The organism is Streptomyces sp. NPDC007872 (genome assembly GCF_042868165.1).
Taxonomy (GTDB): domain Bacteria; phylum Actinomycetota; class Actinomycetes; order Streptomycetales; family Streptomycetaceae; genus Streptomyces.
Genome location: NZ_JBIAEA010000004.1, coordinates 503,240 through 528,825 on the forward strand (window position 1 = coordinate 503,240; position 25,586 = coordinate 528,825).

Sequence of the window (25,586 nt, forward strand, 5' to 3'; positions counted from 1 at the left end):
TGGTGTTGCTGCATGGTTGACCCGCCACCCCGGCGATTGGTTGTAGCGGTTGCACGAGATCGCCGTGTGACGCGCGTCACATCGCAAGAGGGTGGGGGTACGTGCGAGGGCCCCGTGCCGCGATTCGGGTCGCGGCACGGGGCCCTCGGGGCTCGGCACCGGTGTCAGGGCAGCGGCGGTACCGAGCGGAGCGGCGCCGGGGGGTGCGCCGCCGTGGGGGAGGGGAAACGGAGTGGGGGGACGAGGGGACGGGGTCTTCGCAACGGTGCTGGGGCCGCGGGATGCGGCCGAGGGAGCCGGTTGCGGTCGGCCCCGGGCGTCCCCGGGACCGACCGCCCTTTCTGGGTGACCGGACCGCTGTCCCCTGCTGCCCGGTCACACGCGCTGGTGCGAGGTCCCACGACGTGCCGGAGAGGCACGCCACACGCCCCAGCGAAGCCACGCGTGGTTTTTCCTTCGGGCCCGCCCCTGGCTGGCACGGACAACCGGACCAACGAAGCCGGCGCGGAACCGGTCACGCGCCGTACGGGTGAGAGCGGGTCCGAACTCGGGTGCGGGCACCCACTCGGGGGCGTCCCCGGTACGGCGTCTCGGACGCACGCCCGGTACGGGACCTTGGACGCGTCCCCGGTACGGCGACTCAGATGCGTCCCCGGCACAGCTCCAGCATCGTCATCGCGAGCGCCGTGCCCGGCTTGCCGAGGGCGTCCCTGTAGTGGCCGAGGACCTCCATCTCGCGGTTCAGGTTCACCCGGCGGCCCCCGGAGGAGATCCGGGCCTCCTGGATGACGGCCGAGACGGCCATCCGTTCCTGGATGAGACCGATGATCCGGTCGTCGAGCGCGTCGATGCGCTCACGGGCGTCGCCGATCAGCGCCGCCGCCTCGTCGGTGCGGGCGCCGGTCTTCTCGGGGGTGGCGGTGGTCGTCGTCATGGTGGGGCTCCTGGGGTGTCGGGCCCCCGGAACGATCCGGCCCGGGAATGACAGAACGCCCCGGGCCTTGTCGGCCCGGGGCGCCTGGGAAGTCGCTTGTCAGTTGCTCAAGCAGCACGACCATGGCAGCCGGTGGGCCGGTTGCCATAGGTAAAGACGAAGGTCGGGTGCTTGCGCATGGCCACAGTATGGACCCCGCCCCGGAGCCGGGGCCAACCCGGGTTCGGATGGTGAGACGAATAGTCGGACCGGCGCGCCGGTAGAATCGACAAATAGCACCCCTTTCGAGGGACCCCCTCCTACCGCCGGAAGGCCGCCGTAGTGTCATCAGCGACCCCCGCTGCCGCGCCCGACGTCACCAACCCGGACGTAGTCCTCGTTGTCGACTTCGGCGCCCAGTACGCCCAGCTCATCGCCCGCCGCGTCCGTGAGGCCCGGGTCTACAGCGAGATCGTCCCGTCCACCATGCCGGTGGCCGAGATGCTGGCCAAGGACCCGAAGGCGATCATCCTCTCCGGCGGTCCCTCCTCCGTGTACGCGGAGAACGCCCCCCGCCTCGACCGCGCGCTCTTCGAGGCGGGCGTCCCCGTCTTCGGCATGTGCTACGGCTTCCAGCTCATGGCGACCACCCTCGGCGGCACCGTCGACAACACCGGCGCCCGCGAGTACGGCCGCACCCCGCTGCACGTCTCCAAGGCCGGCTCCACCCTCTTCGAGGGCACCCCCGTCGAGCAGTCGGTGTGGATGTCGCACGGCGACGCCTGCTCCGCCGCCCCCGAGGGCTTCACCGTCACCGCCTCCACGGACGTCGTGCCGGTCGCCGCCTTCGAGAACGACGAGAAGAAGCTGTACGGCGTCCAGTACCACCCCGAGGTGCTGCACTCCACGCACGGCCAGCAGATCCTGGAGCACTTCCTCTACCGGGGCGCCGGCATCGAGCCGAGCTGGACCACCGGCAACGTGATCGAGGAGCAGGTCGCGGCCATCCGCGCCCAGGTCGGCACCAAGCGCGCGATCTGCGGCCTCTCCGGCGGCGTCGACTCCGCCGTGGCCGCCGCCCTCGTGCAGAAGGCCATCGGCTCGCAGCTCACCTGCGTGTACGTCGACCACGGCCTGATGCGCAAGGACGAGACCGAGCAGGTCGAGAAGGACTTCGTGGCCGCCACCGGCGTCCAGCTCAAGGTCGTCGACGCGCAGGAGCGGTTCCTCACCGCCCTCGCCGGCGTCTCCGACCCGGAGACCAAGCGGAAGATCATCGGCCGCGAGTTCATCCGCGTCTTCGAGCAGGCCCAGGCCGAGATCGTCGCCGAGGGCGCCGCCGACGGCGAGGAGGTCGCCTTCCTCGTCCAGGGCACGCTCTACCCGGACATCGTCGAGTCCGGCGGCGGCACCGGCACCGCCAACATCAAGTCCCACCACAACGTGGGCGGCCTCCCCGAGGACCTGGAGTTCGAGCTCGTCGAGCCGCTGCGCCAGCTCTTCAAGGACGAGGTCCGCATGGTCGGCCAGGAGCTCGGTCTGCCCGACGAGATCGTCCAGCGCCAGCCCTTCCCCGGCCCCGGCCTCGGCATCCGCATCGTCGGCGAGGTCACCAAGGAGCGCCTGGACCTGCTGCGCGAGGCCGACGCCATCGCCCGCGAGGAGCTGACGGCCGCCGGTCTCGACCGCGACATCTGGCAGTGCCCGGTCGTGCTGCTCGCCGACGTGCGCTCCGTGGGCGTCCAGGGCGACGGCCGCACCTACGGCCACCCGATCGTGCTGCGTCCCGTCTCCTCCGAGGACGCCATGACGGCCGACTGGTCGCGCCTGCCCTACGAGGTGCTCGCCAAGATCTCGACCCGCATCACCAACGAGGTCGCCGACGTGAACCGCGTCGTCCTCGACGTCACCAGCAAGCCGCCGGGCACCATCGAGTGGGAGTGACCCCTCCCGCCCGCCCGTGAAACCGCCGCCCCGGACACCTGGGGCGGCGGTTTCGTCGTACCGGGGAGGTCGGGCGGTAGTTCCGCCGTATGTCGCGGGGCGGGCGATGGTCCCACCGGCCCCGGGCCCGGCCCCAGCACCGGGCCCGAACCCGGATCGTCCGATGTCGTCACACCATCACTTCACCCTTCTGTACGTCAATCCGACGACACGGCAATCACTCCTGAGTGGGGCGCACGCGGCGGTGGCGGGAGCCCTCGGTACGGCACAATTCCGTGGAACCAACGGAACGTTGGCCCTCCACGGCACCTCGCGACGCACCGGAACACGCCGGCCGCACCGGAACGGGTCGTGGAGCGAGCCCGGAAAGAGAGCACCGTGGCGGTTCAAGAGGCGAGACGGTACGGCGAGCACACGACGGCCTGCGCCGACTGCGCCCCTTGCGGGCAGACCGGCCACCGGCGCGCGGTCGCCGCCTTCCTCGCCCGCCGCGACGAGCTCGCCGCCGGACACGGCGTCCCCGCCGCCGTCGCCCACTCCCCGGTCGCCGCCCGCCAGTGGGTCTCCGACGAACTCGCCCAGTCCGCCCGCGCGGTCACCGCGCACGGCCGGGAGGCCGGACTCGCCCGGCTCGACCTGGTCCGGCGCGGTGGCCTCCGCGCCGTCTGGGGCGCCGTCCTCGTCCTCCTCCTCGGCCAGGCCCTCACCGCCGTCGGCTCCGGCTGGACCGGCGCCCGCACGGCCGGCCTCTGCACCGCCCTGGTCCTCGCCGCCCTCCTCAGCGCCGCCGCCCACGTCCACCGGGCGCGCGGCGGCCTCCTCGCGCCCCTGATCGGCGAGGACAACCGGCTCTCCACCACCCGCGCCGTCGCCGCCGCCTGGCTCCTGTTCCTCTCCTTCTCCCTCCTCTTCCTGGCCGTCCGGTTCCCGGCCCTCCGGCCACCGGCCACGACCACGACCACGACCTTCGGTCTGTCACGGGCCGCCGGCCTGCTCACCGCCCTGGCCCTGGTGGCGGCCGTCAGCGTCACCGCCCGCCTCGTCGTCACCGCCGGGATCGCGGCGGGCCGCCTCCAGAAGGTGCGCGCCGACCGCCCGCGCGCCGCCGACCTGCTCTGCGACGACAGCGGCCGGGCCTGCCTCGCCGACGTCCAGTACCTCCTCGTCTCCGGCGCCGTCCTCGCCCTCGCGGCCGTCGGACTCGCCCACGACCCCGCCCGGCTCCCCGGGATCCCCTGGTCCCTCGTGCTCCTCCTCGGCGTCTCGGCGGCCTGGCACCTCGCCGCGAAGTGCGCCGAGGGCGTCCGCCCCACGATCCACTCCGTGGTCCGGTCCCGGGAGGCGGGCGACCTCGACGCCCCGATCCGCACGGGCGACGACATCGAGATCCGCGGCCGTGGCTTCGTCCCGCCGGGCGCGGGCGCCCCCGACCCCCTGACCCGCCTCGTCGTCCGCATCGGACCCGTCCACGCCCACGTCCCCCTGGTCCCGATCCAGGGCGGCTTCGTCAACCCCACCGACACCGCCCTGACCGTCCCCCTCCCGGCGGACGTGGAACCGGGCCGGGTGGAGGTCTCGGTCGTGACGGCGGCGGGCGTGGAGACCAACCGGGTCACGATCGACGTCGTGGACTGACCTCCCGGCCCCTCCTCGCGCCCCCGGGCCGCAGGACGGAGGAGAATCGTTCCGCGAGCAGCCGTACGGGGCGTGAGAGGTGACCGGCGATGACGGAACAGACGGGCCGGACGGGCCAGGAGGACGACGGACCCCACGGCGGGACCGGCGGCGGCAGGACCGGCAGCGGCGTTGGCAGGACCGGCGGCGGTAGAGACAGCACCGGCGGTGGAGACAGGACCGGCGGCGGTGGTGACGTCGGTGGTGACGGAACCGGTGCCTGGAAGGTCCTCGCCTCCCGTTACGCCCTCCTTCCCCTGCGGATCTTCCTCGGGATCACGTTCGTCTACGCCGGGCTCGACAAGCTCACCGACCCCTCCTTCTTCGCCGACACCGGCAGCGGTTCCATCGGCGAGACGATGCGCGGCGTCCGGGACGGCTCCGCACTCCCCGCCCTCGTCGACCTCGCCCTCAAGAGCCCCACCGGCTTCGGATACGCCCTCGCCTTCGGAGAGCTCGCCGTCGGACTCGGGACCCTCTTCGGCCTCTTCGCCCGGGTGGCGGCGCTCGGAGGCGCACTGATCTCGCTGAGCCTCTGGCTGACCGTGAGCTGGCAGGCGTCGCCCTACTACCTCGGCAACGACCTCGTCTACCTGATGGCCTGGCTGCCGCTGCTGCTCGCCGGGGCCTCGGTGCTCTCACTGGACCGGCTCCTCGCCGAACGGCGCCGTATTCGATAGGCGACCCAGGTCGCGAGGGCGGCGGTGCCCAGACCGCCGCAGAGCACCGGTACCACCGCGTACCAGGGGGTCGTCCAGGCCCCGGCGGCGTCGCCCGCGTACAGGGCGGTCAGGGCGAGAGCGGTGAGGCCGACGAGGAGCCGGCCGGGACGGAACTCATGAAGCAGCACGGATGACCTCCACCTGTCCGAGTGCGACCTCCAGGGAGAGGTCCAGGGTGCCCGCCGGGGCGGTCCCGGCCGGCGGCGCGAGCGTGTGGGTCTCCTCGCGGTCCGGCGCGATGTCGATGTCGTTCGGGGGCTGCCCCGGCAGTCGCAGGTCGCCCAGCGACACCTTGGCGCGCAGCTTCACGACCGCGTCCTTCGGGACGACCACCTTGAGCTGCCCGGCGCCCACCTCGGCGCCGGTGGTGACCGTCGCGCCCGCGGGGAGCGGGAGCCCCGACAGGTCGAGCGTGCCGACCCCGCTGCCCAGCTCGTAGCGCGGCTGTACGGCGGCGACCGACGCCGGCGCCCAGGTCTCGCGGACCCAGTCCGTGGTGATCCGGTCGGGCAGCGCCGTCGCCAGGGCGAGCAGGCCCGCCGTGACCACGGTCAGGAAGACCGTGCCGAACCCGGTCCGCCCGAGGAAGCTGCTGACGACGAGCCCCAGGCCCAACACCCCGAGGGCGGCGGCCAGACCGATCTGCAGGCTGGTGCCGAGCGGCTCCGTCTCCCAGGTCAGGGCCGTGCCGAGGCCGGCCGCCACCATGGCGAGCAGTTGGACGAGACCCCCGATGGAGAGCGGACTCTTCCGCACGGAGGGCGTCGGACGCCCGGGCGCCGGGGCCGCGGGGCCCCACTGGCTGCCGGGTCTCGGCACCTCGCCGTTCACCTTGCCGTCCTCGTCAAGGACGCCGTGCGGGCCCCACAGGTAGCCGACGGCCACCCGGCCCGTCGAGCCGTCCTTGACGATCGGGTCCTTCCACCACGAGGTGTACTCGATCAGCGGCGGGGCCTTCGTCTCGGGCGGGGCCTCGGCGACCGCGAGCGCCGCCGCCGTGTCCGTCCTGCCCTCGGCCTCGACCGCGCCGGTCCGCCTCCGCCGGGACCAGACCGCCGCCCCGCACGCCACGAACGCCACCAGCAGCGAGGACCCCAGCATCGATCCGCTGCGCAGCATCGACAGGAAGACCCCGCAGCCGACCAGCGCCATCAGCAGGGCCGCGAGGGAGGAGCCGGAGACGCGGCCGGTCAGCAGCCTGCGCCCCTCGTGGTCCTCCTCGCCCGCGAGCGGGGTCAGCAGCCACGCGAAGCCGTAGAAGATCAACCCGAAGCCGCCGGTCACCGCCAGCACGCCGATCACGACGCGGAAGACCACCGGATCGAGGTCGAAGTACCGGCCGAGACCGCCGCAGACCCCGCCCACGACCTTGCTCCCGCGCGAGCGCCGCAGGGGCGCGGCGGAAGCGGCCTCCGCCGCCGGCGGGGCCTCGTGCTGCGCGTGCTGCGAAGGCGTCGAACTCGTCATGTCTCCATGGTGACGGCCCGTGACGCCCCGCGGCACCGGGGACGACCCTGGCCCGACCCTGATATTCGGAGGGCCCTCCTCCCCGAGTCCGTACCAGGGAAGATCTCAGGGCCGACCCTGATGTCCCGGGCGGGCCGAACGTGTGACGATCGGTGCATGTCCGTATCCGCTCGTGTCACCGAGACCGACGAACCGCCCCTGCGCAGGCTCTACCGGAGCGCCGACGGGCGGTGGCTCGGCGGTGTCGCACGCGGTCTCGCGGGACACCTCGGGCTGCCGGTCGTCTGGGTGCGCACGGCGTTCGCGGTCCTCGCCATGGCGGACGGCCTCGGCGCCGTGCTCTACGCGGTCTTCTGGATCGTCGTCCCGCTCGGCGTCGGCGGACGGACCGCGCCGCGCCCCGTCTTCGAGACCACCCCGGACGGGCGCCGCAGGCTGCGCAAGCCCGACCGGGGCCAGGTCTTCGCCCTGGTCGCGCTCGCCGTGAGCCTCGCGGTCGTCGCCGGGAACGCCAGCTTCGACGGCCAGACGGGGCGGTACATCTGGCCCGTCCTCCTCACCGGCGTCGGCGTCGCCGTCTTCTGGCGCCAGACGGACAACGCCCGCCGGGCGAGCTGGACCGACCCCGGGCGGCACCGGCGCGCGTTCCAGCTCGCCCGCGGCTTCGTCGGCGTCGCCCTGGTCGGCACCGGTCTCGCGGTCTTCGTGGTGGTCCGCGGCTCCGTCGCCCAGCTCGGCACGGCCCTCACCGCCGCCGTCGCCGTCCTCACCGGCATAGCCCTGCTCGCCGGCCCCTGGCTGGTCCGCATGTCACAGGACCTCACCGAGGAGCGGACCATGCGCATCCGCGCCCAGGAGCGCGCCGAGGTCGCGGCCCACGTCCACGACTCGGTGCTCCACACCCTCACCCTGATCCAGCGCAACGCCGACGACCCGGGCGAGGTGCGCCGGCTCGCCCGCGCCCAGGAGCGGGAGCTGCGGAACTGGCTCTACAAGCCGGAGGGCACCGGCAGGGACGAGGAGGAGCCCGAGACCCTCGCGGAGGCGGTGAAGCGGGCCGCGGCCGAGGTCGAGGACAAGCACGGCGTCCCGCTGGAGGTGGTCGTCGTCGGCGACTGCCCCCTCGACGAGGGACTGGTCGCGCAGATACAGGCCGCGCGCGAGGCGATGGTCAACGCCGCCAAGTACGGTGGCGAAGGAGGGGCGGTGCAGGTGTTCGCGGAGGTGGACGGCCGCACGGTCTTCGTCTCGGTGCGCGACCGGGGGCCGGGCTTCGACCTGGACGACGTGCCCGAGGACCGGATGGGCGTACGAGAATCGATCATCGGCCGGATGCAGCGCAACGGCGGTACGGCCCGGCTGCGGTCACCGCAGGGCGGCGGCACCGAAGTGGAGCTCGAGATGGAGAGGGCGGACGGATGAGCGACGGGACCGGGGCAGTGACCGGGAGCGGGGCGGACGCGGACACGGGGGCGGCGACGCAGGGCGCCGGGCGCCGGGTGCGGGTGGTGCTCGTCGACGACCACCGCATGTTCCGCACCGGAGTGCAGGCCGAGATCGGCCGGACCGAGGTCACCGGCGTCGAGGTGGTCGGCGAGGCGGCCGACGTCGACCAGGCGGTCACGGTCATCACCGCGACCCGCCCCGAGGTCGTCCTGCTCGACGTGCACCTGCCGGGCGGCGGCGGGGTCGAGGTGCTGCGGCGCTGCGCGAGCCTGCTCGGCGCGCCCGAGGACCCGGTCCGCTTCCTGGCGCTCTCGGTGTCGGACGCGGCCGAGGACGTCATCGGGGTGATCCGGGGCGGCGCCCGGGGCTACGTCACCAAGACGATCACCGGCACCGACCTGGTCGACTCGATCTTCCGGGTCCAGGAGGGCGACGCGGTCTTCTCCCCCCGGCTCGCCGGCTTCGTCCTGGACGCCTTCGCCTCGACGGACGCGCCGCCGGTGGACGAGGACCTGGACCGGCTCACCCAGCGGGAGCGGGAGGTGCTGCGGCTGATCGCCCGGGGCTACGCGTACAAGGAGATCGCCAAGCAGCTCTACATCTCGGTGAAGACGGTCGAGTCGCACGTCTCGGCGGTGCTGCGGAAGCTCCAGCTCTCCAACCGCCACGAGCTGACCCGCTGGGCCACCGCCCGCCGCCTGGTCTGAGCCCGCGACCCGCACCCCGGACCTGAGGCGCGGCGGGCCCGGAACCGTGCCCTGCCGGGGCGGTGGACGGGCGCGTGGCGGGCCGGGTCCGGGCGTCAGCCCACGCGGGTCGCTCCGGCGAAGGGCATCTCGTCGATCGGGGCGATCCGGATCGGGGCGCCGGGCCGGGGCGCGTGGATCATCTGCCCGCCGCCGATGTAGAGCCCGACGTGGCTGATCCCGGAGTAGAAGAAGACCAGGTCGCCGGGGGCGAGCTGGGAGCGGGGGACCCGCTTGCCGGCGTTGATCTGGGTGTACGTCGTGCGGGGCAGGGAGATGCCGGCCGCGCGCCAGGCCGCCTGGGTGAGGCCCGAGCAGTCGTACCCGGAGGGACCCGTCGCCCCCCACACGTACGGCTTGCCGAGCTGGGCGCGGGCGAAGGAGACGGCCTGGGCGGCCCGGGAGTCCGGGGTGCCCACCGGTCCGCGGGCGCTGCCCGAGGAGCGGTCGGCCCGTACGGGGGCGGAGGGGGCGGGAGCGTTCGCTCCGTCCGGCCGCGCCGAGGCGGCCGAGCCGTTCCGGGCGGCGGTGGCGGCCTCGTACCGGGCCCGTTCCTCCGCGGTCAGCCGGGTGAGCAGGGTCCTGGCCGCCTCCAGTTTGCCGAGGACGGCCGTCTTCCGCCGCCGCAGTTCGGCCTCGTGCCCGCGCAGTGCGGTCAGCCGTTCCGCCGCCTCCCCGCGCAACCGCCCGATCGCGCCGAGTTCGCGCCGTACGGCCCGGATCGCGGTCGCCTGCCGGTCGCCGGCCTTCTCGGCGAACGCGGCCCGCGCCAGGTACTGGTCCGGGTCGGAGGTGAGGACGAGCCGCACCGTCGGGTCGAGCCCTCCGGAGCGGTACTGGGCGGCGGCCGCGGCCCCGAGGGCGTCCCGCGCGTCGTTGAGGCGCTGGGTCCTGCGGGCGGCCTCGTCGCGCAACCGGTCGAAGGCGGCGCGTGCTCCGTCCGCCTTCTCCTTCGCCCCGTTGTACCGCTCGGTCGCGGCCCCGGCCTCCTCGTAGAGGCGGTCGGCCTGCGCCCTGACCTGGGCCGCGGTGGGCCGGGGGTCCGCGTGTCCGGCCCCTTCGAAGAGCGTCGTCGTCGCCGCGGAGGCGAGGGCGAGGGTGGCGGCGGTGCGGACCGCCTGACCGCCGAGGAGGGACGGCGTGGACTTCCGGTGCGCTGCCACGAAGGCGGGTCACATCCTCTTCCCTGGGGGACGGGGTCCGCCGGGCCGGCGGCGGCCCGCACAGGGGGACGGACCGCCGCCGGTTTTCTCGGCGGGGGTGACCGACGACCGCCGACCTGCCGGCGGGGTGGGGAGCCGGTCACCTGGTGGAGGACGCTAGGCCCGGGGTCACGCCCGGATGACGGGTTGACCGTTATTGGCGTCAGTTGACAGGTGGGGGACCGAACTCTTTCGCCGGATGACGGAGTGAGGGTCGTTCCGGACGCGCCCCGGCGGCCGCCCGGAGTTCCGGCCGCCCGGAGTTCCGGCCGCCCGGGGTTCCGGCGGCGGCCCGGGGCTCCGGAGCGGGCGGGACCCGACCGGAAAGGGGGCCCGGGCGCCCGGTTAGGCTCCGCCCCATGGACGTCCTCATCAATGTCTTCGTCGCCCTGCACGTCATCGGCATCGCCTCCCTCCTCGGCGGCTTCCTCACCCAGATGAAGGCGATGGGCGCCGGTACGGCCCGCTTCAGCCCCGCGATGCTGCACGGAGCGCTGACCATGCTGATCACGGGCGTCGCGCTCGTCGGCCTGAACCAGGCCGACGACCAGACCGTGAACAACCTCAAGATCGGCATCAAGCTCGCGATCCTCGTCGTGATCCTCGGCCTGGTCTACGTCAAGCGGGACGACGAGAAGGTCGACAAGGGCCTCTTCGCCGCCGTCGGCGGCCTGACCACGGCGAACGTCTTCATCGCGACCCTCTGGACCTGAGCCGCACCCGCGGTCCGCGGCCCCGGGTGTGACCCGTTCCGCAGCCCGGCGGCGAGGGCCGGCTCCCGAAGACGGACCCGGATGCCGGCGGGGCGTCCTAGACTCGTGAGGCGATGAGCAGCCTCTTTGACGACAGCTTCCTGGCCGGTCTCCAGAACTCCTCGGAGGAGCCCCCGCCCCACCCCGAGGACGACGAGCAGGGCTCCCCGGCCCCGGAGGAGGTCCCGCACGACCTCTTCGGGGAGCACTTCGACGCGCCCCCGCCCCGGGACGCGTACTACCGCGACGGCGCCCCGCGCCCCGTCGTGGACCCCGCCGCCCTCCTGGAGGGGCTGAACGAGCAGCAGCGCGCCGCCGTCGTGCACACCGGCACCCCGCTGCTCATCGTCGCCGGCGCCGGCTCCGGCAAGACCCGGGTGCTCACCCACCGCATCGCCCACCTCCTGGGCACGCGGCACGTCCACCCCGGCCAGATACTGGCGATCACCTTCACCAACAAGGCCGCCGGCGAGATGAAGGAGCGCGTCGAGCAGCTCGTCGGCCCGCGCGCCAACGCCATGTGGGTCATGACCTTCCACAGCGCGTGCGTGCGGATCCTGCGCCGCGAGTCGAAGAGGCTCGGCTTCACCTCCTCCTTCTCGATCTACGACGCCGCCGACTCCAAGCGCCTGATGGCCCTGGTCTGCCGCGACCTGGACCTCGACCCGAAGAAGTTCCCGCCGAAGTCCTTCAGCGCCAAGATCTCGAACCTCAAGAACGAGCTGATCGACGAGGAGACCTTCGCCGACCAAGCCCAGGACGGCTTCGAGAAGACGCTCGCCGAGGCGTACCGGATGTACCAGGCGCGGCTGCGCGAGGCCAACGCCCTGGACTTCGACGACATCATCATGACGACGGTCCACCTGCTCCAGGCGTTCCCCGACGTCGCCGAGCACTACCGCCGCCGCTTCCGCCACGTCCTCGTCGACGAGTACCAGGACACCAACCACGCCCAGTACACCCTGGTGCGCGAGCTGGTCGGCACCGGCTACGACGACCTCGGCCCGGCCGAGCTGTGCGTGGTGGGCGACGCCGACCAGTCGATCTACGCCTTCCGCGGCGCCACCATCCGCAACATCCTCCAGTTCGAGGAGGACTACCCGGACGCGACCACGATCCTCCTGGAGCAGAACTACCGCTCCACGCAGACGATCCTGTCGGCCGCCAACGCCGTCATCGAGCGCAACGAGTCCCGCCGCCCCAAGAACCTGTGGACCAACGCGGGCGAGGGCGCGCGGATCACCGGCTACGTCGCGGACACCGAGCACGACGAGGCCCAGTTCGTCGCCGACGAGATCGACCGGCTCACGGACGCGGGCGAGGCCAAGGCCGGGGACGTCGCCGTCTTCTACCGGACCAACGCCCAGTCCCGCGTCTTCGAGGAGATCTTCATCCGCGTCGGCCTGCCCTACAAGGTCGTCGGCGGCGTGCGCTTCTACGAGCGCAAGGAGGTCCGGGACGTCCTCGCGTACCTCCGCGTCCTCGCCAACCCCGAGGACAACGTCCCGTTGCGCCGCATCCTCAACGTCCCCAAGCGGGGCATCGGCGAGCGCGCCGAGGCGATGATCGACGCGCTCTCGCTCCGCGAGAGGATCACCTTCCCGCAGGCCCTCAAGCGGGTCGACGAGGCGTACGGCATGGCCGCCCGCTCCGCGAACGCCGTCAAGCGCTTCAACGCGCTCATGGACGAGCTGCGCACCGTCGTCGAGTCCGGCGCCGGCCCCGCCGTCGTCCTGGAGGCCGTCCTGGAGCGGACCGGCTACCTGGCCGAGCTCCAGGCCTCGACCGACCCGCAGGACGAGACCCGGATCGAGAACCTCCAGGAACTCGCCGCCGTTGCCCTGGAGTTCGAGCAGGAGCGGGGCGAGGAGCCCGCGACCCTCGCCGAGTTCCTGGAGCAGGTCGCGCTCGTCGCCGACTCCGACCAGATCCCCGACGAGGACGAGGAGGGCCGGGGCGTCATCACCCTCATGACGCTGCACACCGCCAAGGGCCTCGAATTCCCGGTGGTGTTCCTCACCGGCATGGAGGACGGCGTCTTCCCGCACATGCGCGCCCTCGGCCAGACGAAGGAGCTGGAGGAGGAGCGGCGCCTCGCGTACGTGGGCATCACGCGCGCGCGTGAGCGGCTCTACCTCACCCGCTCGGCGATGCGCAGCGCCTGGGGCCAGCCCTCGTACAACCCGGCCTCGCGCTTCCTGGAGGAGATCCCGCCCACGCACCTGGAGTGGAAGCGGACCGGGCCGATGGCGAAGCCCGCCGGGCCGACCTCGGGCCTCACCTCCTCGCTCTCCTCCTCCCGCGCGCGCTCCGGCCCCTCGGGCTTCGCCACGCGGCGGGCCGGCGAGAAGCCGGTGATCTCGCTCCAGGTGGGCGACCGGGTCACGCACGACCAGTTCGGCCTCGGCACGGTCACGGCCGTGACCGGCACGGGCGCCGACGCCCAGGCGACGATCGACTTCGGCGACGACAAGCCGAAGCGGCTGCTGCTGCGGTACGCGCCGGTCGAGAAGCTGTAGAGGACGTACGCGGCAACGGAAGAGGGCCCCGACAGGAGCGGTCGGGGCCCTCTTCCGCGTACGGGCGAGTGGATCAGCTCGTCGGGTCGAGCCCGTGGCTGCGCAGCCACGCCAGCGGGTCGATCGCGTAACCGCCGCCCGGCCGGACCTCGAAGTGCAGGTGCGGGCCGGTGGAGTTGCCGGAGTCGCCCGAGTACGCGATGACCTCGCCGGCCTTCACGGAGCCGGAGCGGATCTTGGCGCTGCTGAGGTGGCAGTACCAGGTCTCGGTGCCGTCCGGGGCGGTCACGATCACCATGTTGCCGTACGCGCTGTTGAGCTGGGTGCGGACGGTGCCGTCCGTCGCGGCCATCACGGGCGTGCCGCTGAACACGGGGAAGTCGATGCCGGTGTGCACGGACATCCAGTTGACGCCCGACTGGCCGAAGCGCGCGCTGAGGCGGTGGAGCTTCACCGGCAGCGCGAACTTGGGGCGCATCGCCTCCTTGCGGATCGCCTCCTCCTCGCGCTTCTTCTTCTCGGCCGCCTGGCGGACCTTGAGGTCGATGCGCTCCTGGGTGCGGCTGGCGCGGCTGCCGAAGTCGCGGGCGTCGGCGTCGAGCGCGTCGAGCTGGGTGTTGAAGGCGTTGTTGGCGGCGACCGGCTCGACCGCGTCCGGGGCGGCGGCGAGCGCGGTCGTGTTGTCCTTCGTCTCGCCCCCGGCGCCGGTGCCGGGGAGCCCGCCGACGGACGCGGCGGCGATGCCGGCGACCCCCATGACGCAGGCGGAGGGGACGGCGACGGTCAGCAGCGCGGACCGCTTGGCGGGGGTACGGCGACGGCCGCGACCGCCGCCGGAGGAACGGCGTGCGGGGCGGCCGGCGGGAGAGTCGGTACGGAGCTCGACGGCGGGCTCGTCGCGGGGTTCCTCGTCGGACTCGTAGGCCTCGTCGGTCTCGTAGACCTCATCGGCCCCGTTGGCCTCGTACGCCTCGTAGGTTTCGTGAGCCTCGTCGGACCCGTGGGGCCCGCGGGCCTCGCCGTCCGCGAAGGAGAACTCGGGCGCGTGCTCGGCGAGTTGCTCGTCCTGCGGGGTGTACTGGTGGGGGACGACCGGCTCGGGCTCCGGGGCCGCCCGGTTCCACGCGGTCGCGTCGTAGGCGCCGGTCTCGGTCGCGAAGACGGGGGCGGCCCACTGGCCGGTGGCGTCGTAGGACTCGTAGCCGTACGTGCCCTGGGCGGCGTACGCGCCGGCGTGGGCGGTCTCGTACGGGCCGGCGTGCTGGGCCTCGGTCCAGGCGGAGGCGTCCCACTGTCCGGTCGTGTCGTACTGCCCGGTCGTGTCGTACGGCGCCGCGCCGGCCTGGTGGGCCTCGTACCCCTCGTAGGAACCGGTGGTCCCGTAGGCGGGGGTTCCGACGTTCCACTGACCGGTGGTGTCCCACTGGCCGGTCGTGTCGTACTGCCCGGTGCTGGCGTACTGCCCGGTGGTGCCGAGGGCGTCGGTGGTGCCGTACTGGCCGGGGTCCCACTGGCCGCCGTGGTCGGCCTGACCGCTCGGGTACGAGCCGAACAACGGGTCTGCGGCGAAGCTGCCAGTGGTGTGGGTGTCGTCTCCGACGTACCCGGCGTGGGGGTGCTGGTCGTTCACCAACGTCTCTCTCGCCTCGGCAGCAGGACCAGTCCGGGGCGGGCCCGACGAGGGGTGTCCCGGAGGTAAGCAGTGGCGCGACTGTACCCGGCGGTATGCGCGGCGGACAATCTTCGGCGGGGTTTGCAGACGTAGGAAACGGGCAATCGGTCGTGTTTCGCCAGCTCGCGGAGACAGCCTTGGCCTTGTGTTCGAGAAACGTTCGAACGGGGGTGTCGCGCGGTCGGGCGACGGGGTGACTTTGTCGGTGATGTCGTGTGAACGGGTGACCACGAGGCGTCCACGAAACGTCTACGAGCCGCCCGCGGGGCGCCGCCGGCGCGGGCGGGAGTGGCGGCCCCGGTCAGGCCACGGAGGACGCGTCCGGTTCCTCTCCCCGTCCGGTCGCGGCTCCGGGTCCGTCGGCGTCGAGCGCCTCGCGGACCCCGGTGGCCACCGTCGGGTGCACGGGCAGCGCGAGGTGGCCGATGCCGCTGACCCGCACGTTGTGCACGAGCAGGTCGGGGTGGTCGAGGCGGGCGGTCTCCACCGGCACCATCACCTGATCGAGGTCGCTCCAGAAGCTCACGAACCGGGTCCGGCAGCCGCGCGCGGGTCCGGCCAGCTCCCGCAGCACCTCGGATCCGGGCCGCATCTGCCGCACCAGCGGATGGGCGGCGGCGAGCCGGGCCATGGTCGTGCCCGCGTGCGGGGTGCCGAGCATGACCAGGGTCCGCACCCGTGCGTCACCCCCGAGGCACTGCACGTAATAACGGGCGATCAGCCCGCCCAGACTGTGCCCGACGATGTCGACCTCGGCGTGCCCCGTACGGGCGCGGATCTCCTCCACCCGGCGGCCGAGGAGCTCGGCGGCGGCCCGCAGGTCGCACGTGAGCGGTGAGTAGTTGAGCGTTTCGATCCCGTCACGGCCGTGCCGGGCGAGGGAGCGGCGCAGCAGGACGAAGACCGAGCGGTTGTCCACGAAACCGTGCAGGAGCAGCACGGGGCGTCTGCCCCGGGCGAGCCCCTCGGGGGAGGCGTCGGGCGGGGCGGGGGCGAGGCGCTCGGCCACGATCCCGGTGGGGTAGAGGACGAGGTGGCCGGTGAGGATCGCCAGCTCGAGCGCGGTGGCCTTCATCAGGGTGGTGACCTTGGCGAACTCCATGGCCGGCCTCCCGAACGGCAAGCGGGGCCGGACGGTGTGGCCGGTGCGCCGCGTCTTCCGCGCCGCACGGACGGCGGCACGGAAGACGCGGCGCACCTCGTCGCGGCTCCCTTCGCGACCGGTCCCGCCTGCGGCTGGTGGGCCCAGGAGGAGGGCCCGGAAGCGGGGACGGTGCGGAGCGAACATGTCCCACGTGTGATTTCCCCCTCGGTGGCTGCCGCGAAACAGCCGCTTGCGGGATGCTGGGGATAACGTTCGTTCACCTCCCCGGCAAAGAGGCGCGGGGGTCGCATGTGGAGGCAGTGATGGGTGTGACCGGTCCGATCCGCGTGGTGGTGGCCAAGCCGGGTCTCGACGGCCACGATCGCGGGGCCAAGGTGATCGCGCGAGCGCTCCGGGACGCCGGCATGGAGGTCATCTACACCGGGCTCCACCAGACGCCCGAGCAGATCGTCGACACCGCGATCCAGGAGGACGCCGACGCGATCGGCCTCTCGATCCTCTCGGGCGCCCACAACACGCTCTTCGTGAAGGTCCTGGAGCTCCTCAAGGACCGCGACGCGGAGGACATCAAGGTCTTCGGCGGCGGCATCATCCCGGAGGCGGACATCGCGCCGCTGAAGGAGAAGGGCGTGGCGGAGATCTTCACGCCGGGCGCGACGACGGCGTCCATCGTCGACTGGGTGAACGCGAACGTCCGCGTGGCCGCGTAGGACGCGGGACGCGAAGCGAGACGGGACGGGAAGCGAGACGGGAAGCAAGGCGGGGCGCGAAGCACACGGGCCGCGAGGCGAGACAGGTCGTGAAGCACACGGGCCGCGAAGGGTTTCGCCTCCTCACCGCCCGCGGGCCCTCACCGTCCAGGGGTTCTTCACCGCCCAAGCGCCTTCACCGTCCGGGGCCCTCGTCCAGAGCCCTCGCTGTCCGGGCCCTCCTTCGGGAGGGCCCTTCGTCGTCCGTACGGCCCTCAGGCGGGCGGTGCGAGTTCGGCGCGTATCGACGCGCGCAGGCGGAGCGTGGCGACCAGACGCCGGAAGGCCTCCGACCAGTAGCCGCCCGCGCCGGGGACGGCGTCCTCCGCCTCGTCCGGACGGGCCGCCAGGGGTTCGAGGTGCCGGGCCGCCTCCGGAGCGAGGCAGCGCTCCGCGAGGCCCATCACCCCGCTGAAGCTCCACGGGTAACTCCCCGCCTCGCGCGCGATGTCCAGGGCGTCGACCACCGCCCCGCCGAGCGGCTCCGCCCACGGCACGGCGCAGACGCCGAGGAGCTGGAACGCCTCCGACAGGCCGTGGGCCGCGACGAACCGGGCGACCCAGAGCGCCCGTTCCTCCGGGCACAACATCGACAGGAGCTGGGCCCGCTCGGCCAGCGACGAGGTGCCGGGGCCCGTCGCGGGCGGGGTCGCGGGCGAACCGAGCAGCGCGCGCGACCAGGCCGCGTCCCGCTGCCGCACGGCCGCCCGGCACCAGGCCGCGTGCAGCTCGTCGCGCCACTCGTCGGCGACCGGAAGGGCCACGATCTCCTCCGGGCCGCGCCCCCCGAACCTGGCCGGCCAGCAGGAGAGCGGCGCGGACTCGACGATCCTGCCCAGCCACCAGGAACGCTCGCCCCGGCCCGCCGGCGGGACCGCCACGACGCCGTCCCGCCGCATCGCCGCGTCGCACTCGTGCGGGGCCTCGACGGCGATCGTCGGCACGTCGGCCGTCCGGTCCGGGCCGACACAGGTCAGGGCCCGGTCCGCCATCCGTCCCGCGAGGGCGGAGGACGGCAGGGCGGAGAGCAGTTCGGCGGCGGTGGCGCGGACGTTCCGGCTGCGGTCGCCGAGCGCCGCCTCCAGGAACTCCTCGTCGGCGTCGGAGAGTCCGGCCCGCAGCGAGTCGAGGAACATCAGCCGGTCCTCCGCCCGCTCGGCGGCCCAGGTGGAGGCGAGGAGCGCGAGACCGGCGGCCGGGTCCTCGTCCCGTACGGCGGTGAGCAGGGCGACCCGCTCGGCGAACAGGCCCTCGTCCCACAGGGTCCGCACCGCCTCCGCGTCCCCGGGGGACGGGAGGGCACCGGCCGTCCCCGTACCGCGGAGGGCGAACCTCCACTCGGGGTTGAGCCGGGCCAGCCACAGCCCGCGCGGCCCCGCGAACCGGAGGGCCGGGGCCCGCAGGTCCGTGCGGGCCCTGGCCGCGTCGAGGAGCGCGGGCAGGGCGGCGGGCGGCGCCTTGTACCCGTGCTCGTCGGCGAGCGCCAGCCATTGCGGGAGCAGTTCGGTGAGGTCGGGCGCGGCGCCGCGCCGCCCGGCGGGCGAGGACGCGGTCCGGCCGGCGAGCAGTTCGCCGAGGCGCCGCCGGGCCGCTTCGGGCAGCGGCGCGCGCGGGTCCTCCGGCGCGGGCTCCGGCAGGGGCGCGGCGGGCCCGGGGCGCAGCCCCGCCCTGCGCCGTACGGTGTGCAGCGCGGCCGCGTCGAGCAGCGCGAGCGCCGCGGCCGCACCCGCCGTGCCGCCGCCTGCCGCGCTGTCGCTCGTCGCGTCGCCGTTCGTCGCGCTGCTGCCCGCCGTATCGCCGCTCGTTGCGTCGCCGTCCGCTGCGTTGTCGCTTGTCGCGTTGTCGTCCGCCGTGTTGCCGCCCGCCGCGCTGTCGTCCCCCGCGCCACCGATCCCCGTGCCCCCGATCCCCGCACCACCGCCCGTCCCCGTACGCGTGAGTCCGGCGGGCGGTCGTCGGTCCGTCCCGAGCAGCGCCGAGGTGACCAGCTCCTCCCAGGGACGGTCGGGGACGGGGACGGCGGTCGTGCGGTTCTCGTCGCCGTCCGTGGCACGGTCGGTCACGGCCTCGGCCGCGACTCTCGTCCCGCCCCTGACGGAAGGGGGCGTGGTGGTGTCCATCGGGCTCCTCCGGGCGGTCGGTGACGGGCGGTCGGTGACGGATGATCGGCAGTCGGTCGGGGGCGTACGGGCGTCACGGGGTCACAGGAGGGGGACCGTCTCGGCCGGGGCCTCCGGCGACCAGGCGGCGAGCGGGGTGAACCCCCGGTGCCCGCACTCGCCGAAGACGGTCACCGGAGCGCCGCCGGACAGGGCGACGAGCCGCCAGAGGCCCGGGTGGGACCGGGCCCCGGACGTCAGGGGCAGCGCCTCGCGGCCGTCCGCGTCGGCGAGCTGCCAGCCGTACTCCGCCCGTGCCGGTACGACCCCGCCCAGCGTCACGGGCCACGCGTCCAGCCACGGGTCCTCGCGCAGCGCGCGCCCGTACGTGTCGAGGGCCTCGCCGACCGGGCCGCCCGGCGGCGGGGCCGCGGGGCCGGCGACCGGGACGAAGCGCTCGCCGGGCTCGGCCCGCACCTGCCCGGAGCCGGCGTGCGGCGTCAACTCGCCGTCGAGCACCGCGCCCACGGGAAGGGACAGGCCGGGCTCCCGGCCCGCCGCCCCGTACGAGAGGACGAGCGCCGTGCGCCCGCCGGTCGTCCCGTACAGCCAGGCGCGCCGGGTGGTCAGCCGGGTGTCTCCCGTGTCGTACTGCGCGAGGACGAGCCAGTGGTCGCGCACCGGCGCTCCGGCGACCGGGGAGGGGAGGCCGACCCGGGTCCGCACGGTCGTCGCGAAGGGCGCGGGCAGCCGGTCGGCGGCCAGCCACGCCCGGTCGAGGAGGTGGGTCAGCGCGCACTCCTCCAGGAGCCGCACGGGCCAGCCCGGTCCCGAGCCGGGTATCGCCCCCAACTCCCGCACCCGGCCGGCGAGTCCCGGGGCCTGGGCGTCGACCATGCGGGCCGCCGTCTCCTCCCACAGGCCGTGTCCGGACCGTCCGGCCGCCGCCAGGCCGCCCCGCAGCAGATCGGTGAGCCGCTGCTCCAACTCCCGCGCGCCCGAGGTGATCCGGGCCGCCCTGCGCTCGGCCCTGCGACGGACCGCGACCGGATCCGCCGGGCCCTCCCCGGCCGGGCCGGGCCCGCCCCCCGCCCCGCGCGAGGCCTCGTCAGGAGCCGGTGCCGGCACCTGACCGATCGTCGAACGCACCCCCATGCCATCCATGTCCACGACGGTAGAGGGCGCCACTGACAACGCCCCCGGCCTGGGAGTCCACGGAGGAGGGGGAAGGGAACGGGAAGGTCGCTTTACTCTTCCTTTACGATTCTCCGTGCGGGAGCCGCGCCCGGCCCTCCGCGTCCGGACACGCCCAGGGGGACTCTCATGAAGCGCACCACCCGTACCGCTCGCACCACCCGTACCGTCCGCACCGCCGTCTCGGCCCTGGCCGTCACCGGCCTCGCCCTCGGCCTCGGCGCCTGTTCGGAGGCCGCGGAGAAGGCCGTCGACCAGGTCGACAAGTCCGTGAACGAGACCTACGAGGTCACGTACGAGGTCAGCGGCGGCGCGGTCGAGTCCATCGACTTCCACGCCGGCGGCGGCACCGCGATGGAGCCGAAGATCGAGTCGGAGAAGAAGCCCGCCACCCCGTGGAAGAAGACGGTGACGCTGAAGGGCATCATGCCGCCGGCCGTCATGCCCGTCTCGCTCGACCCCTCCGACCTCACCTGCAAGATCACTTACAACGGCAAGGTCATCAAGGAGGCCAAGGCCGAGCAGGCGATGGCGGGCGGCTGCGTCGCCGTCTCCCCGGTCGTCGGCTGACCCCCGCCGGGACCGGAGGGCGCGTCAGGCCCTCCAACCGCCCCTGACCAGCCGTGACATCGGATTGTCAGTGGCATGGTGCACGGTGGATCACACAGCAGGTCGAACGATCTGGAGGGGGATCCATGCCCGTGCCCGAAACCATCGCGAAGCCCGGTGACGGTGCCGAGACGGACACCGCGCCGGGCCGGCCGCAGACCTCCACCGAGGTCCTGCGGCCGCACGCCGAGCACGCCTTCGCCGCCGAACTCGCGGCGCTCGCCGCGGCCGACGACCGGCCGCGGCCCGCCCGCTGGCGCCTCTCGCCGCGGGCCGTCGCCACCTACCTCCTCGGCGGCACGCTCCCCGACGGGACCGTGATCACGCCCAAGTACGTCGGTCCGCGCCGCATCGTGGAAGTCGCCGTCGCCACCCTCGCCACCGACCGGGCGCTGCTCCTCCTCGGCGTCCCCGGCACCGCCAAGACCTGGGTCTCCGAGCACCTCGCCGCCGCCGTCAGCGGCGACTCCACCCTCCTCGTCCAGGGCACCGCCGGCACCCCCGAGGAGGCGGTCCGGTACGGCTGGAACTACGCCCGGCTCCTCGCCCACGGCCCCGACCGGGAGGCGCTCGTGCCGAGCCCCGTCATGCGGGCCATGTCCCGGGGCGCGACGGTCCGCGTCGAGGAACTCACCCGCATCCCCGCCGACGTGCAGGACACCCTCATCACGATCCTGTCCGAGAAGACCCTGCCCGTGCCCGAACTGGGGGAGGAGGTGCAGGCCGTCCCCGGCTTCAACCTCGTCGCCACGGCCAACGACCGCGACCGGGGCGTCAACGAGCTCTCCGGCGCGCTGCGCCGCCGCTTCAACACGGTCGTGCTGCCGCTGCCCGCCACCCCCGAGGACGAGGTCGACATCGTCGCCCGGCGCGTCGAGCAGCTCGGGCGCTCCCTGGAGCTGCCGGTCCCGCCGGACGGGGCGGCCGAGATCCGCCGGGTCGTCACCGTCTTCCGCGAACTGCGGGACGGGGTCACCGCCGACGGGCGCACGAAGGTCAAGTCCCCCTCGGGGACGCTCTCCACCGCCGAGGCCATCTCCGTCGTCACGGGCGGCCTCGCCCTCGCCGCCCACTTCGGCGACGGCGTCCTGCGCCCAGCCGACGTCGCCGCCGGCGTCCTCGGCGCCGTCGTCCGCGACCCGGCCGCCGACCGGGTCGTCTGGCAGGAGTACCTGGAGACGGTCGTCCGGGAGCGGGACGGCTGGAAGGACTTCTACCGCGCCTGCCGCGAGGTGAGCGCGTGACGCCGCCCGCCACCACGACCCCGCCCTCCGCCGCGGTCCCCGGGGGAGCCCGCGCCCCGCGCACGGGGCCCGGTGGTCCCTTGCTGCTCGGGGTGCGGCACCACGGGCCCGGGTCCGCGCGGGGCGTGCGGGCCGCCCTCGACGCGGAGCGGCCCGCCGCGGTGCTGATCGAGGGGCCCGCCGAGGCCGATGCGCTGGTGGAGCTCGCGGGGGACCCGGGCATGCGGCCGCCCGTCGCCCTGCTCGCCCACGCCGTGGACGACCCCGGGCGGGCCGCGTTCTGGCCGATGGCCGAGTTCTCCCCCGAATGGGTCGCGATCCGCTGGGCCCTGGACCGGGGCGCCGCCGTCCGGTTCGTCGACCTGCCCGCCGCGCACACCCTGGCCGCCGACCCCACCTGGGACGACGGCGAGGAGGCCGCCGGGGACGGGGCGCGGATCGACCCCGTCGCGGAACTGGCCGGGGCCGCCGGGTACGAGGACGCCGAGCGGTGGTGGGAGGACGTCGTCGAGCTGCGCGGCGGCGGCGACCCCGCCGCCCCGTTCCGGGCCCTCGCCGAGGCCATGAGCGCCCTGCGCGAGGCGTACGGACACGGCGGCCACCCCCGCGATCCCGTCCGCGAGGCGTACATGAGGCTCCGGCTGCGGGAGGCCCGCAAGGAGTTCGGGGACTCCGTCGCCGTCGTCTGCGGCGCCTGGCACGTCCCCGCCCTCGCCCTGCGCACCACCGTCGCCGCCGACCGGGCCCTCCTCAAGGGCCTGCCCAAGGTGCGGACCGAGGCGACCTGGGTCCCCTGGACCCACCGCAGGCTCTCCCGCCGCTCCGGCTACGGCGCCGGCATCGACGCCCCCGGCTGGTACCGGCACCTCTTCACCGCCCCCGACCGGCCCGTCGAGCGCTGGATGACCGAGGTCGCCGGTCTCCTCAGGGCCGAGGACCACCCCGTCTCCTCCGCCCACGTCATCGAGGCCGTCCGGCTCGCCGAGTCCCTCGCCGCGCTGCGCGGCCGCCCGCGGCCCGGCCTCGACGAGACCACCGACGCCGTCCGCGCCGTCCTCTGCGACGGCTCCGACGTGCCGCTCGCCCTCGTCCGGGACCGCCTCGTCGTCGGGAACGTCCTCGGGCAGGTGCCGGACCGCGCCCCCGCCGTCCCCCTCCAGCGCGACCTGAGCCGCCGTCAGCGCTCCCTCCGCCTCAAGCCCGAGGCGGAGGAGCGGGAACTCGCCCTCGACCTGCGCAAGGAGACGGACGGCGACCGCAGCCGCCTGCTGCACCGACTGCGGCTCCTCGGCGTCCCCTGGGGCGAACCGGTCGCCGGCCGCACCGGCACCGGCACCTTCCGCGAGGCCTGGCGACTGCGCTGGGAGCCCGAACTGCACGTCCGGGTCGCCGAGGCGGGCGTCTGGGGCACCACCGTCGAGGCCGCCGCCACGGCCAGGGCCACGGCCCGCGCCCGGGACGCCACCGTCCTCGCCGACGTCACCGTCCTCGTCGAGGACTGTCTCCTCGCCGGGCTCACCGGTGCGCTTCCCGTCGTCATGCGGGCGCTCGCGGACCGGGCGGCGCTCGACGCCGACGTCGTCCACCTCGCGCGCGCCCTCCCGGCCCTCGCGCGTTCCCTGCGCTACGGCGACGTGCGGGGCACCGGCGCCGCCGCCCTCGGGGAGGTCGCCGCCGGGATCGCCGAGCGGATCTGCGTCGGCCTGCCGCCCGCCTGCGCCGGACTCGGCGCCGACGCCGCCGTGCCCCTGTGCGAGCGGATCGACGAGGTCCACCGGGCCCTCGGCCTGCTCCCCGGCGCCACCGGGATCCGCGAGCGCTGGGCCGGCGTCCTGCACCGGATCGCCGCGCACGACCGGGTGCCCGGTCTCCTCCGGGGCCGCGCCGCCCGGCTCCTCCTCGACGAGGAACGGATCCCCGACGACGGGGCAGCCCTCCTCATGAGCCGCGCCCTCTCGCCCGGCACCCCGCCGTCCGACGCCGCCGCCTGGATCGACGGCTTCGCCGGTGCCGCCGCCGACGGCGGACTGCTCCTCGTCCACGACGGGCGCCTCCGCGGCCTCGTGGACGCCTGGCTCACCTCCGTACCCGCCGAAGCGTTCACCGACGTCCTGCCCCTGCTGCGCCGCACCTTCTCGGCGTACGAGCCGGGCGTGCGCCGCACCCTCGGGGAGCTGGCCGCCCGGGGGCCCGGGGCCGGCGGCCCGAGCGCCTCCGCGCCCGGCGCGCCCGGGTTCGCCCCCGTCCCCGACCGGGAGCGCGCGGACGCCGTCCTCCCCCTCCTCCACCTCGTCCTCGGCACGGAGGTCCCCGCATGATCCGTACGACTCCTACGACCTCCGGCACCCCCACGACCTCCGACCCCGCCGACGAGCGGCTGCGCCGCTGGCGGCTCGTCCTCGGCGGGGGCGACGCCGACGGCACCGGACGGGCGCTCACCGGCACCGACGCCGCCGTGGACGGAGCCCTCACCGCCCTCTACGGCCGGAACCCGGACGGCCACGACCGAGACCGAGACCGCGCCGGACGGGGCCGTACGGCCGGGCTCGGCGCCTCCGCGCCCTCCGTCGCCCGCTGGCTCGGCGACATCCGCACGTACTTCCCCGCCTCCGTCGTCCAGGTCATGCAGCGCGACGCGATCGACCGGCTCGGCCTCGCCGCCCTCCTCCTGGAGCCCGAGATGCTGGCGGCCGTCGAGCCCGACGTGCACCTCGTCGGCACCCTCCTCTCCCTGCGCGAGGCCATGCCCGAGACCACCAGGGAGACCGCCCGCGCCGTCGTGCGCAAGGTCGTCGACGACCTGGAGGAGCGCCTCGCCGCCCGCACCCGCGCCACCCTCACCGGCGCCCTCGACCGCTCCACCCGGACCGCCCGCCCCCGCCACCGGGACATCGACTGGGACCGCACGATCCGCGCCAACCTCAAGAACTACCTGCCCGAGCACCGCACGGTCGTCCCCGAGCGGCTGGTCGGGCACGGGCGCGCCGCCCGGGGGGTGCGCAAGGAGGTCGTGCTCTGTGTCGACCAGTCCGGCTCCATGGCCGCCTCCGTCGTCCACGCCGCCGTCTTCGGCGCGGTGCTCGCCTCCCTGCGGACGATCGCGACCCGGCTCGTCGTCTTCGACACCGCCGTCGTCGACCTCACCGACCGGCTCGACGACCCGGTCGACGTCCTCTTCGGCACCCGGCTCGGCGGCGGCACCGACATCAACCGCGCCCTCGCCCACTGCCAGGCCGGCATCACCCGCCCCGCCGACACCGTCGTCGTCCTGATCAGCGACCTGTACGAGGGCGGCGTCCGCGGCGAGACGCTGAAGCGGGTCGCGGCGATGCGGGACTCCGGCGTGGGGTTCGTGGCCCTGCTCGCGCTCTCCGACGAGGGCACCCCCGCCTACGACCGCGACCACGCGGCGGCGCTCGCCGCGCTCGGCGTCCCGGCCTTCGCCTGCACCCCCGACCTGTTCCCGGAGGTCATGGCGGCCGCCCTGGAGAAGCGCCCCCTGCCGATACCCGCCTGATCACGAGGGCGC

The 25,586-nt window shown here is 74.4% G+C and carries 19 protein-coding genes; 12 read left to right on the plus strand and 7 right to left on the minus strand.

Annotated features, from left to right (window positions below; translation table 11 throughout):
• Positions 1-640: 640 nt before the first annotated feature.
• Positions 641-934: a chorismate mutase gene (locus ACFYNX_RS16875; protein WP_125668555.1), complete on the minus strand. Its 294-nt coding sequence runs from the start codon at positions 932-934 to the stop codon at positions 641-643.
• Positions 935-1,255: 321 nt separating this feature from the next.
• Here ACFYNX_RS16875 and guaA point away from each other — a divergent pair, with 321 nt between their 5' ends.
• The 3 genes from guaA (at position 1,256) to ACFYNX_RS16890 (ending at position 5,211) form a co-directional block, all read left to right on the plus strand.
• On the plus strand, positions 1,256-2,857 hold the full coding sequence (gene guaA, locus ACFYNX_RS16880) for a glutamine-hydrolyzing GMP synthase (protein WP_388662132.1): 1,602 nt from the start codon (positions 1,256-1,258) through the stop codon (positions 2,855-2,857).
• A gap of 378 nt (positions 2,858-3,235) precedes the next feature.
• Complete coding sequence (locus ACFYNX_RS16885) at positions 3,236-4,492, plus strand: hypothetical protein (protein ID WP_388662135.1); 1,257 nt, start codon at positions 3,236-3,238, stop codon at positions 4,490-4,492.
• A gap of 89 nt (positions 4,493-4,581) precedes the next feature.
• Positions 4,582-5,211, plus strand: a complete 630-nt coding sequence (locus tag ACFYNX_RS16890; protein WP_388662137.1) for a DoxX family protein — start codon at positions 4,582-4,584, stop codon at positions 5,209-5,211.
• Positions 5,212-5,367: 156 nt separating this feature from the next.
• On the opposite strand, the gene ACFYNX_RS16895 is transcribed toward ACFYNX_RS16890, so the two are convergent.
• Positions 5,368-6,720: a PspC domain-containing protein gene (locus ACFYNX_RS16895; RefSeq protein WP_388662138.1), complete on the minus strand. Its 1,353-nt coding sequence runs from the start codon at positions 6,718-6,720 to the stop codon at positions 5,368-5,370.
• A 156-nt stretch (positions 6,721-6,876) separates the two neighbouring features.
• On the opposite strand from ACFYNX_RS16895, the gene ACFYNX_RS16900 reads away from it, so the two are divergent.
• Together ACFYNX_RS16900 and ACFYNX_RS16905 are read left to right on the plus strand one after the other, a co-directional pair.
• Positions 6,877-8,142, plus strand: a complete 1,266-nt coding sequence (locus ACFYNX_RS16900; RefSeq protein ID WP_365542474.1) for a PspC domain-containing protein — start codon at positions 6,877-6,879, stop codon at positions 8,140-8,142.
• Complete coding sequence (locus tag ACFYNX_RS16905; protein WP_365542472.1) at positions 8,139-8,873, plus strand: response regulator transcription factor; 735 nt, start codon at positions 8,139-8,141, stop codon at positions 8,871-8,873. The genes ACFYNX_RS16900 and ACFYNX_RS16905 overlap by 4 nt, the downstream gene beginning before the upstream one ends.
• A 95-nt stretch (positions 8,874-8,968) precedes the next feature.
• Here ACFYNX_RS16905 and ACFYNX_RS16910 read toward each other — a convergent pair whose 3' ends face one another.
• On the minus strand, positions 8,969-10,075 hold the full coding sequence (locus ACFYNX_RS16910) for an NlpC/P60 family protein (RefSeq protein ID WP_388662141.1): 1,107 nt from the start codon (positions 10,073-10,075) through the stop codon (positions 8,969-8,971).
• A 398-nt stretch (positions 10,076-10,473) separates the two neighbouring features.
• On the opposite strand from ACFYNX_RS16910, the gene ACFYNX_RS16915 reads away from it, so the two are divergent.
• Together ACFYNX_RS16915 and pcrA are read left to right on the plus strand one after the other, a co-directional pair.
• Complete coding sequence (locus ACFYNX_RS16915; RefSeq protein ID WP_365542468.1) at positions 10,474-10,827, plus strand: hypothetical protein; 354 nt, start codon at positions 10,474-10,476, stop codon at positions 10,825-10,827.
• A gap of 113 nt (positions 10,828-10,940) precedes the next feature.
• On the plus strand, positions 10,941-13,385 hold the full coding sequence (gene pcrA, locus ACFYNX_RS16920; protein WP_388662144.1) for a DNA helicase PcrA: 2,445 nt from the start codon (positions 10,941-10,943) through the stop codon (positions 13,383-13,385).
• A 73-nt stretch (positions 13,386-13,458) separates the two neighbouring features.
• Here pcrA and ACFYNX_RS16925 read toward each other — a convergent pair whose 3' ends face one another.
• Positions 13,459-15,015, minus strand: a complete 1,557-nt coding sequence (locus tag ACFYNX_RS16925) for a M23 family metallopeptidase (RefSeq protein ID WP_388662146.1) — start codon at positions 15,013-15,015, stop codon at positions 13,459-13,461.
• Between the two features lie 343 nt (positions 15,016-15,358).
• Complete coding sequence (locus tag ACFYNX_RS16930; RefSeq protein WP_365542463.1) at positions 15,359-16,159, minus strand: alpha/beta fold hydrolase; 801 nt, start codon at positions 16,157-16,159, stop codon at positions 15,359-15,361.
• A gap of 305 nt (positions 16,160-16,464) precedes the next feature.
• On the opposite strand from ACFYNX_RS16930, the gene ACFYNX_RS16935 reads away from it, so the two are divergent.
• Positions 16,465-16,872 (plus strand): cobalamin B12-binding domain-containing protein, encoded by a 408-nt coding sequence (locus tag ACFYNX_RS16935; RefSeq protein WP_030209190.1) that lies wholly within the window; start codon positions 16,465-16,467, stop codon positions 16,870-16,872.
• A 254-nt stretch (positions 16,873-17,126) separates the two neighbouring features.
• Here the strand turns inward: ACFYNX_RS16935 and ACFYNX_RS16940 are convergent, their stop codons facing one another.
• On the minus strand, positions 17,127-19,031 hold the full coding sequence (locus ACFYNX_RS16940; protein ID WP_388662148.1) for a DUF5691 domain-containing protein: 1,905 nt from the start codon (positions 19,029-19,031) through the stop codon (positions 17,127-17,129).
• An 81-nt stretch (positions 19,032-19,112) separates the two neighbouring features.
• Positions 19,113-20,165 carry an SWIM zinc finger family protein gene (locus ACFYNX_RS16945; protein WP_388662563.1) on the minus strand — a complete coding sequence of 351 codons (1,053 nt, stop codon included), beginning with the start codon at positions 20,163-20,165 and terminating at the stop codon, positions 19,113-19,115.
• Positions 20,166-20,333: 168 nt separating this feature from the next.
• Here ACFYNX_RS16945 and ACFYNX_RS16950 point away from each other — a divergent pair, with 168 nt between their 5' ends.
• The 4 genes from ACFYNX_RS16950 to ACFYNX_RS16965 all read left to right on the plus strand — a co-directional run bounded on the left by ACFYNX_RS16950 (position 20,334) and on the right by ACFYNX_RS16965 (position 25,574).
• Complete coding sequence (locus ACFYNX_RS16950; RefSeq protein ID WP_388662150.1) at positions 20,334-20,774, plus strand: hypothetical protein; 441 nt, start codon at positions 20,334-20,336, stop codon at positions 20,772-20,774.
• Positions 20,775-20,899: 125 nt separating this feature from the next.
• Positions 20,900-22,057, plus strand: a complete 1,158-nt coding sequence (locus ACFYNX_RS16955; protein ID WP_365542456.1) for an AAA family ATPase — start codon at positions 20,900-20,902, stop codon at positions 22,055-22,057.
• The gene (locus ACFYNX_RS16960) at positions 22,054-24,375 is read left to right on the plus strand and encodes a DUF5682 family protein (RefSeq protein WP_388662152.1); all 2,322 of its coding nucleotides are present in this window, start codon (positions 22,054-22,056) and stop codon (positions 24,373-24,375) included. The genes ACFYNX_RS16955 and ACFYNX_RS16960 overlap by 4 nt, the downstream gene beginning before the upstream one ends.
• On the plus strand, positions 24,372-25,574 hold the full coding sequence (locus tag ACFYNX_RS16965; RefSeq protein ID WP_388662154.1) for a VWA domain-containing protein: 1,203 nt from the start codon (positions 24,372-24,374) through the stop codon (positions 25,572-25,574). Before ACFYNX_RS16960 ends, ACFYNX_RS16965 begins: the two co-directional genes overlap by 4 nt.
• The last annotated feature ends 12 nt before the right edge of the window (positions 25,575-25,586 follow it).

Bases quoted from the DNA above. Each gene is read 5' to 3' on its own strand.
- ACFYNX_RS16875 (WP_125668555.1), bottom strand. From the start codon at position 934: ATGACGACGACCACCGCCACCCCCGAGAAGACCGGCGCCCGCACCGAC.
- ACFYNX_RS16890 (WP_388662137.1), top strand. From the start codon at position 4,582: ATGACGGAACAGACGGGCCGGACGGGCCAGGAGGACGACGGACCCCAC.
- ACFYNX_RS16895 (WP_388662138.1), bottom strand. From the start codon at position 6,720: ATGACGAGTTCGACGCCTTCGCAGCACGCGCAGCACGAGGCCCCGCCG.
- ACFYNX_RS16900 (WP_365542474.1), top strand. From the start codon at position 6,877: ATGTCCGTATCCGCTCGTGTCACCGAGACCGACGAACCGCCCCTGCGC.
- ACFYNX_RS16905 (WP_365542472.1), top strand. From the start codon at position 8,139: ATGAGCGACGGGACCGGGGCAGTGACCGGGAGCGGGGCGGACGCGGAC.
- ACFYNX_RS16915 (WP_365542468.1), top strand. From the start codon at position 10,474: ATGGACGTCCTCATCAATGTCTTCGTCGCCCTGCACGTCATCGGCATC.
- pcrA (WP_388662144.1), top strand. From the start codon at position 10,941: ATGAGCAGCCTCTTTGACGACAGCTTCCTGGCCGGTCTCCAGAACTCC.
- ACFYNX_RS16930 (WP_365542463.1), bottom strand. From the start codon at position 16,159: ATGGAGTTCGCCAAGGTCACCACCCTGATGAAGGCCACCGCGCTCGAG.
- ACFYNX_RS16935 (WP_030209190.1), top strand. From the start codon at position 16,465: ATGGGTGTGACCGGTCCGATCCGCGTGGTGGTGGCCAAGCCGGGTCTC.
- ACFYNX_RS16940 (WP_388662148.1), bottom strand. From the start codon at position 19,031: ATGGACACCACCACGCCCCCTTCCGTCAGGGGCGGGACGAGAGTCGCG.
- ACFYNX_RS16945 (WP_388662563.1), bottom strand. From the start codon at position 20,165: ATGGGGGTGCGTTCGACGATCGGTCAGGTGCCGGCACCGGCTCCTGAC.
- ACFYNX_RS16950 (WP_388662150.1), top strand. From the start codon at position 20,334: ATGAAGCGCACCACCCGTACCGCTCGCACCACCCGTACCGTCCGCACC.
- ACFYNX_RS16955 (WP_365542456.1), top strand. From the start codon at position 20,900: ATGCCCGTGCCCGAAACCATCGCGAAGCCCGGTGACGGTGCCGAGACG.
- ACFYNX_RS16965 (WP_388662154.1), top strand. From the start codon at position 24,372: ATGATCCGTACGACTCCTACGACCTCCGGCACCCCCACGACCTCCGAC.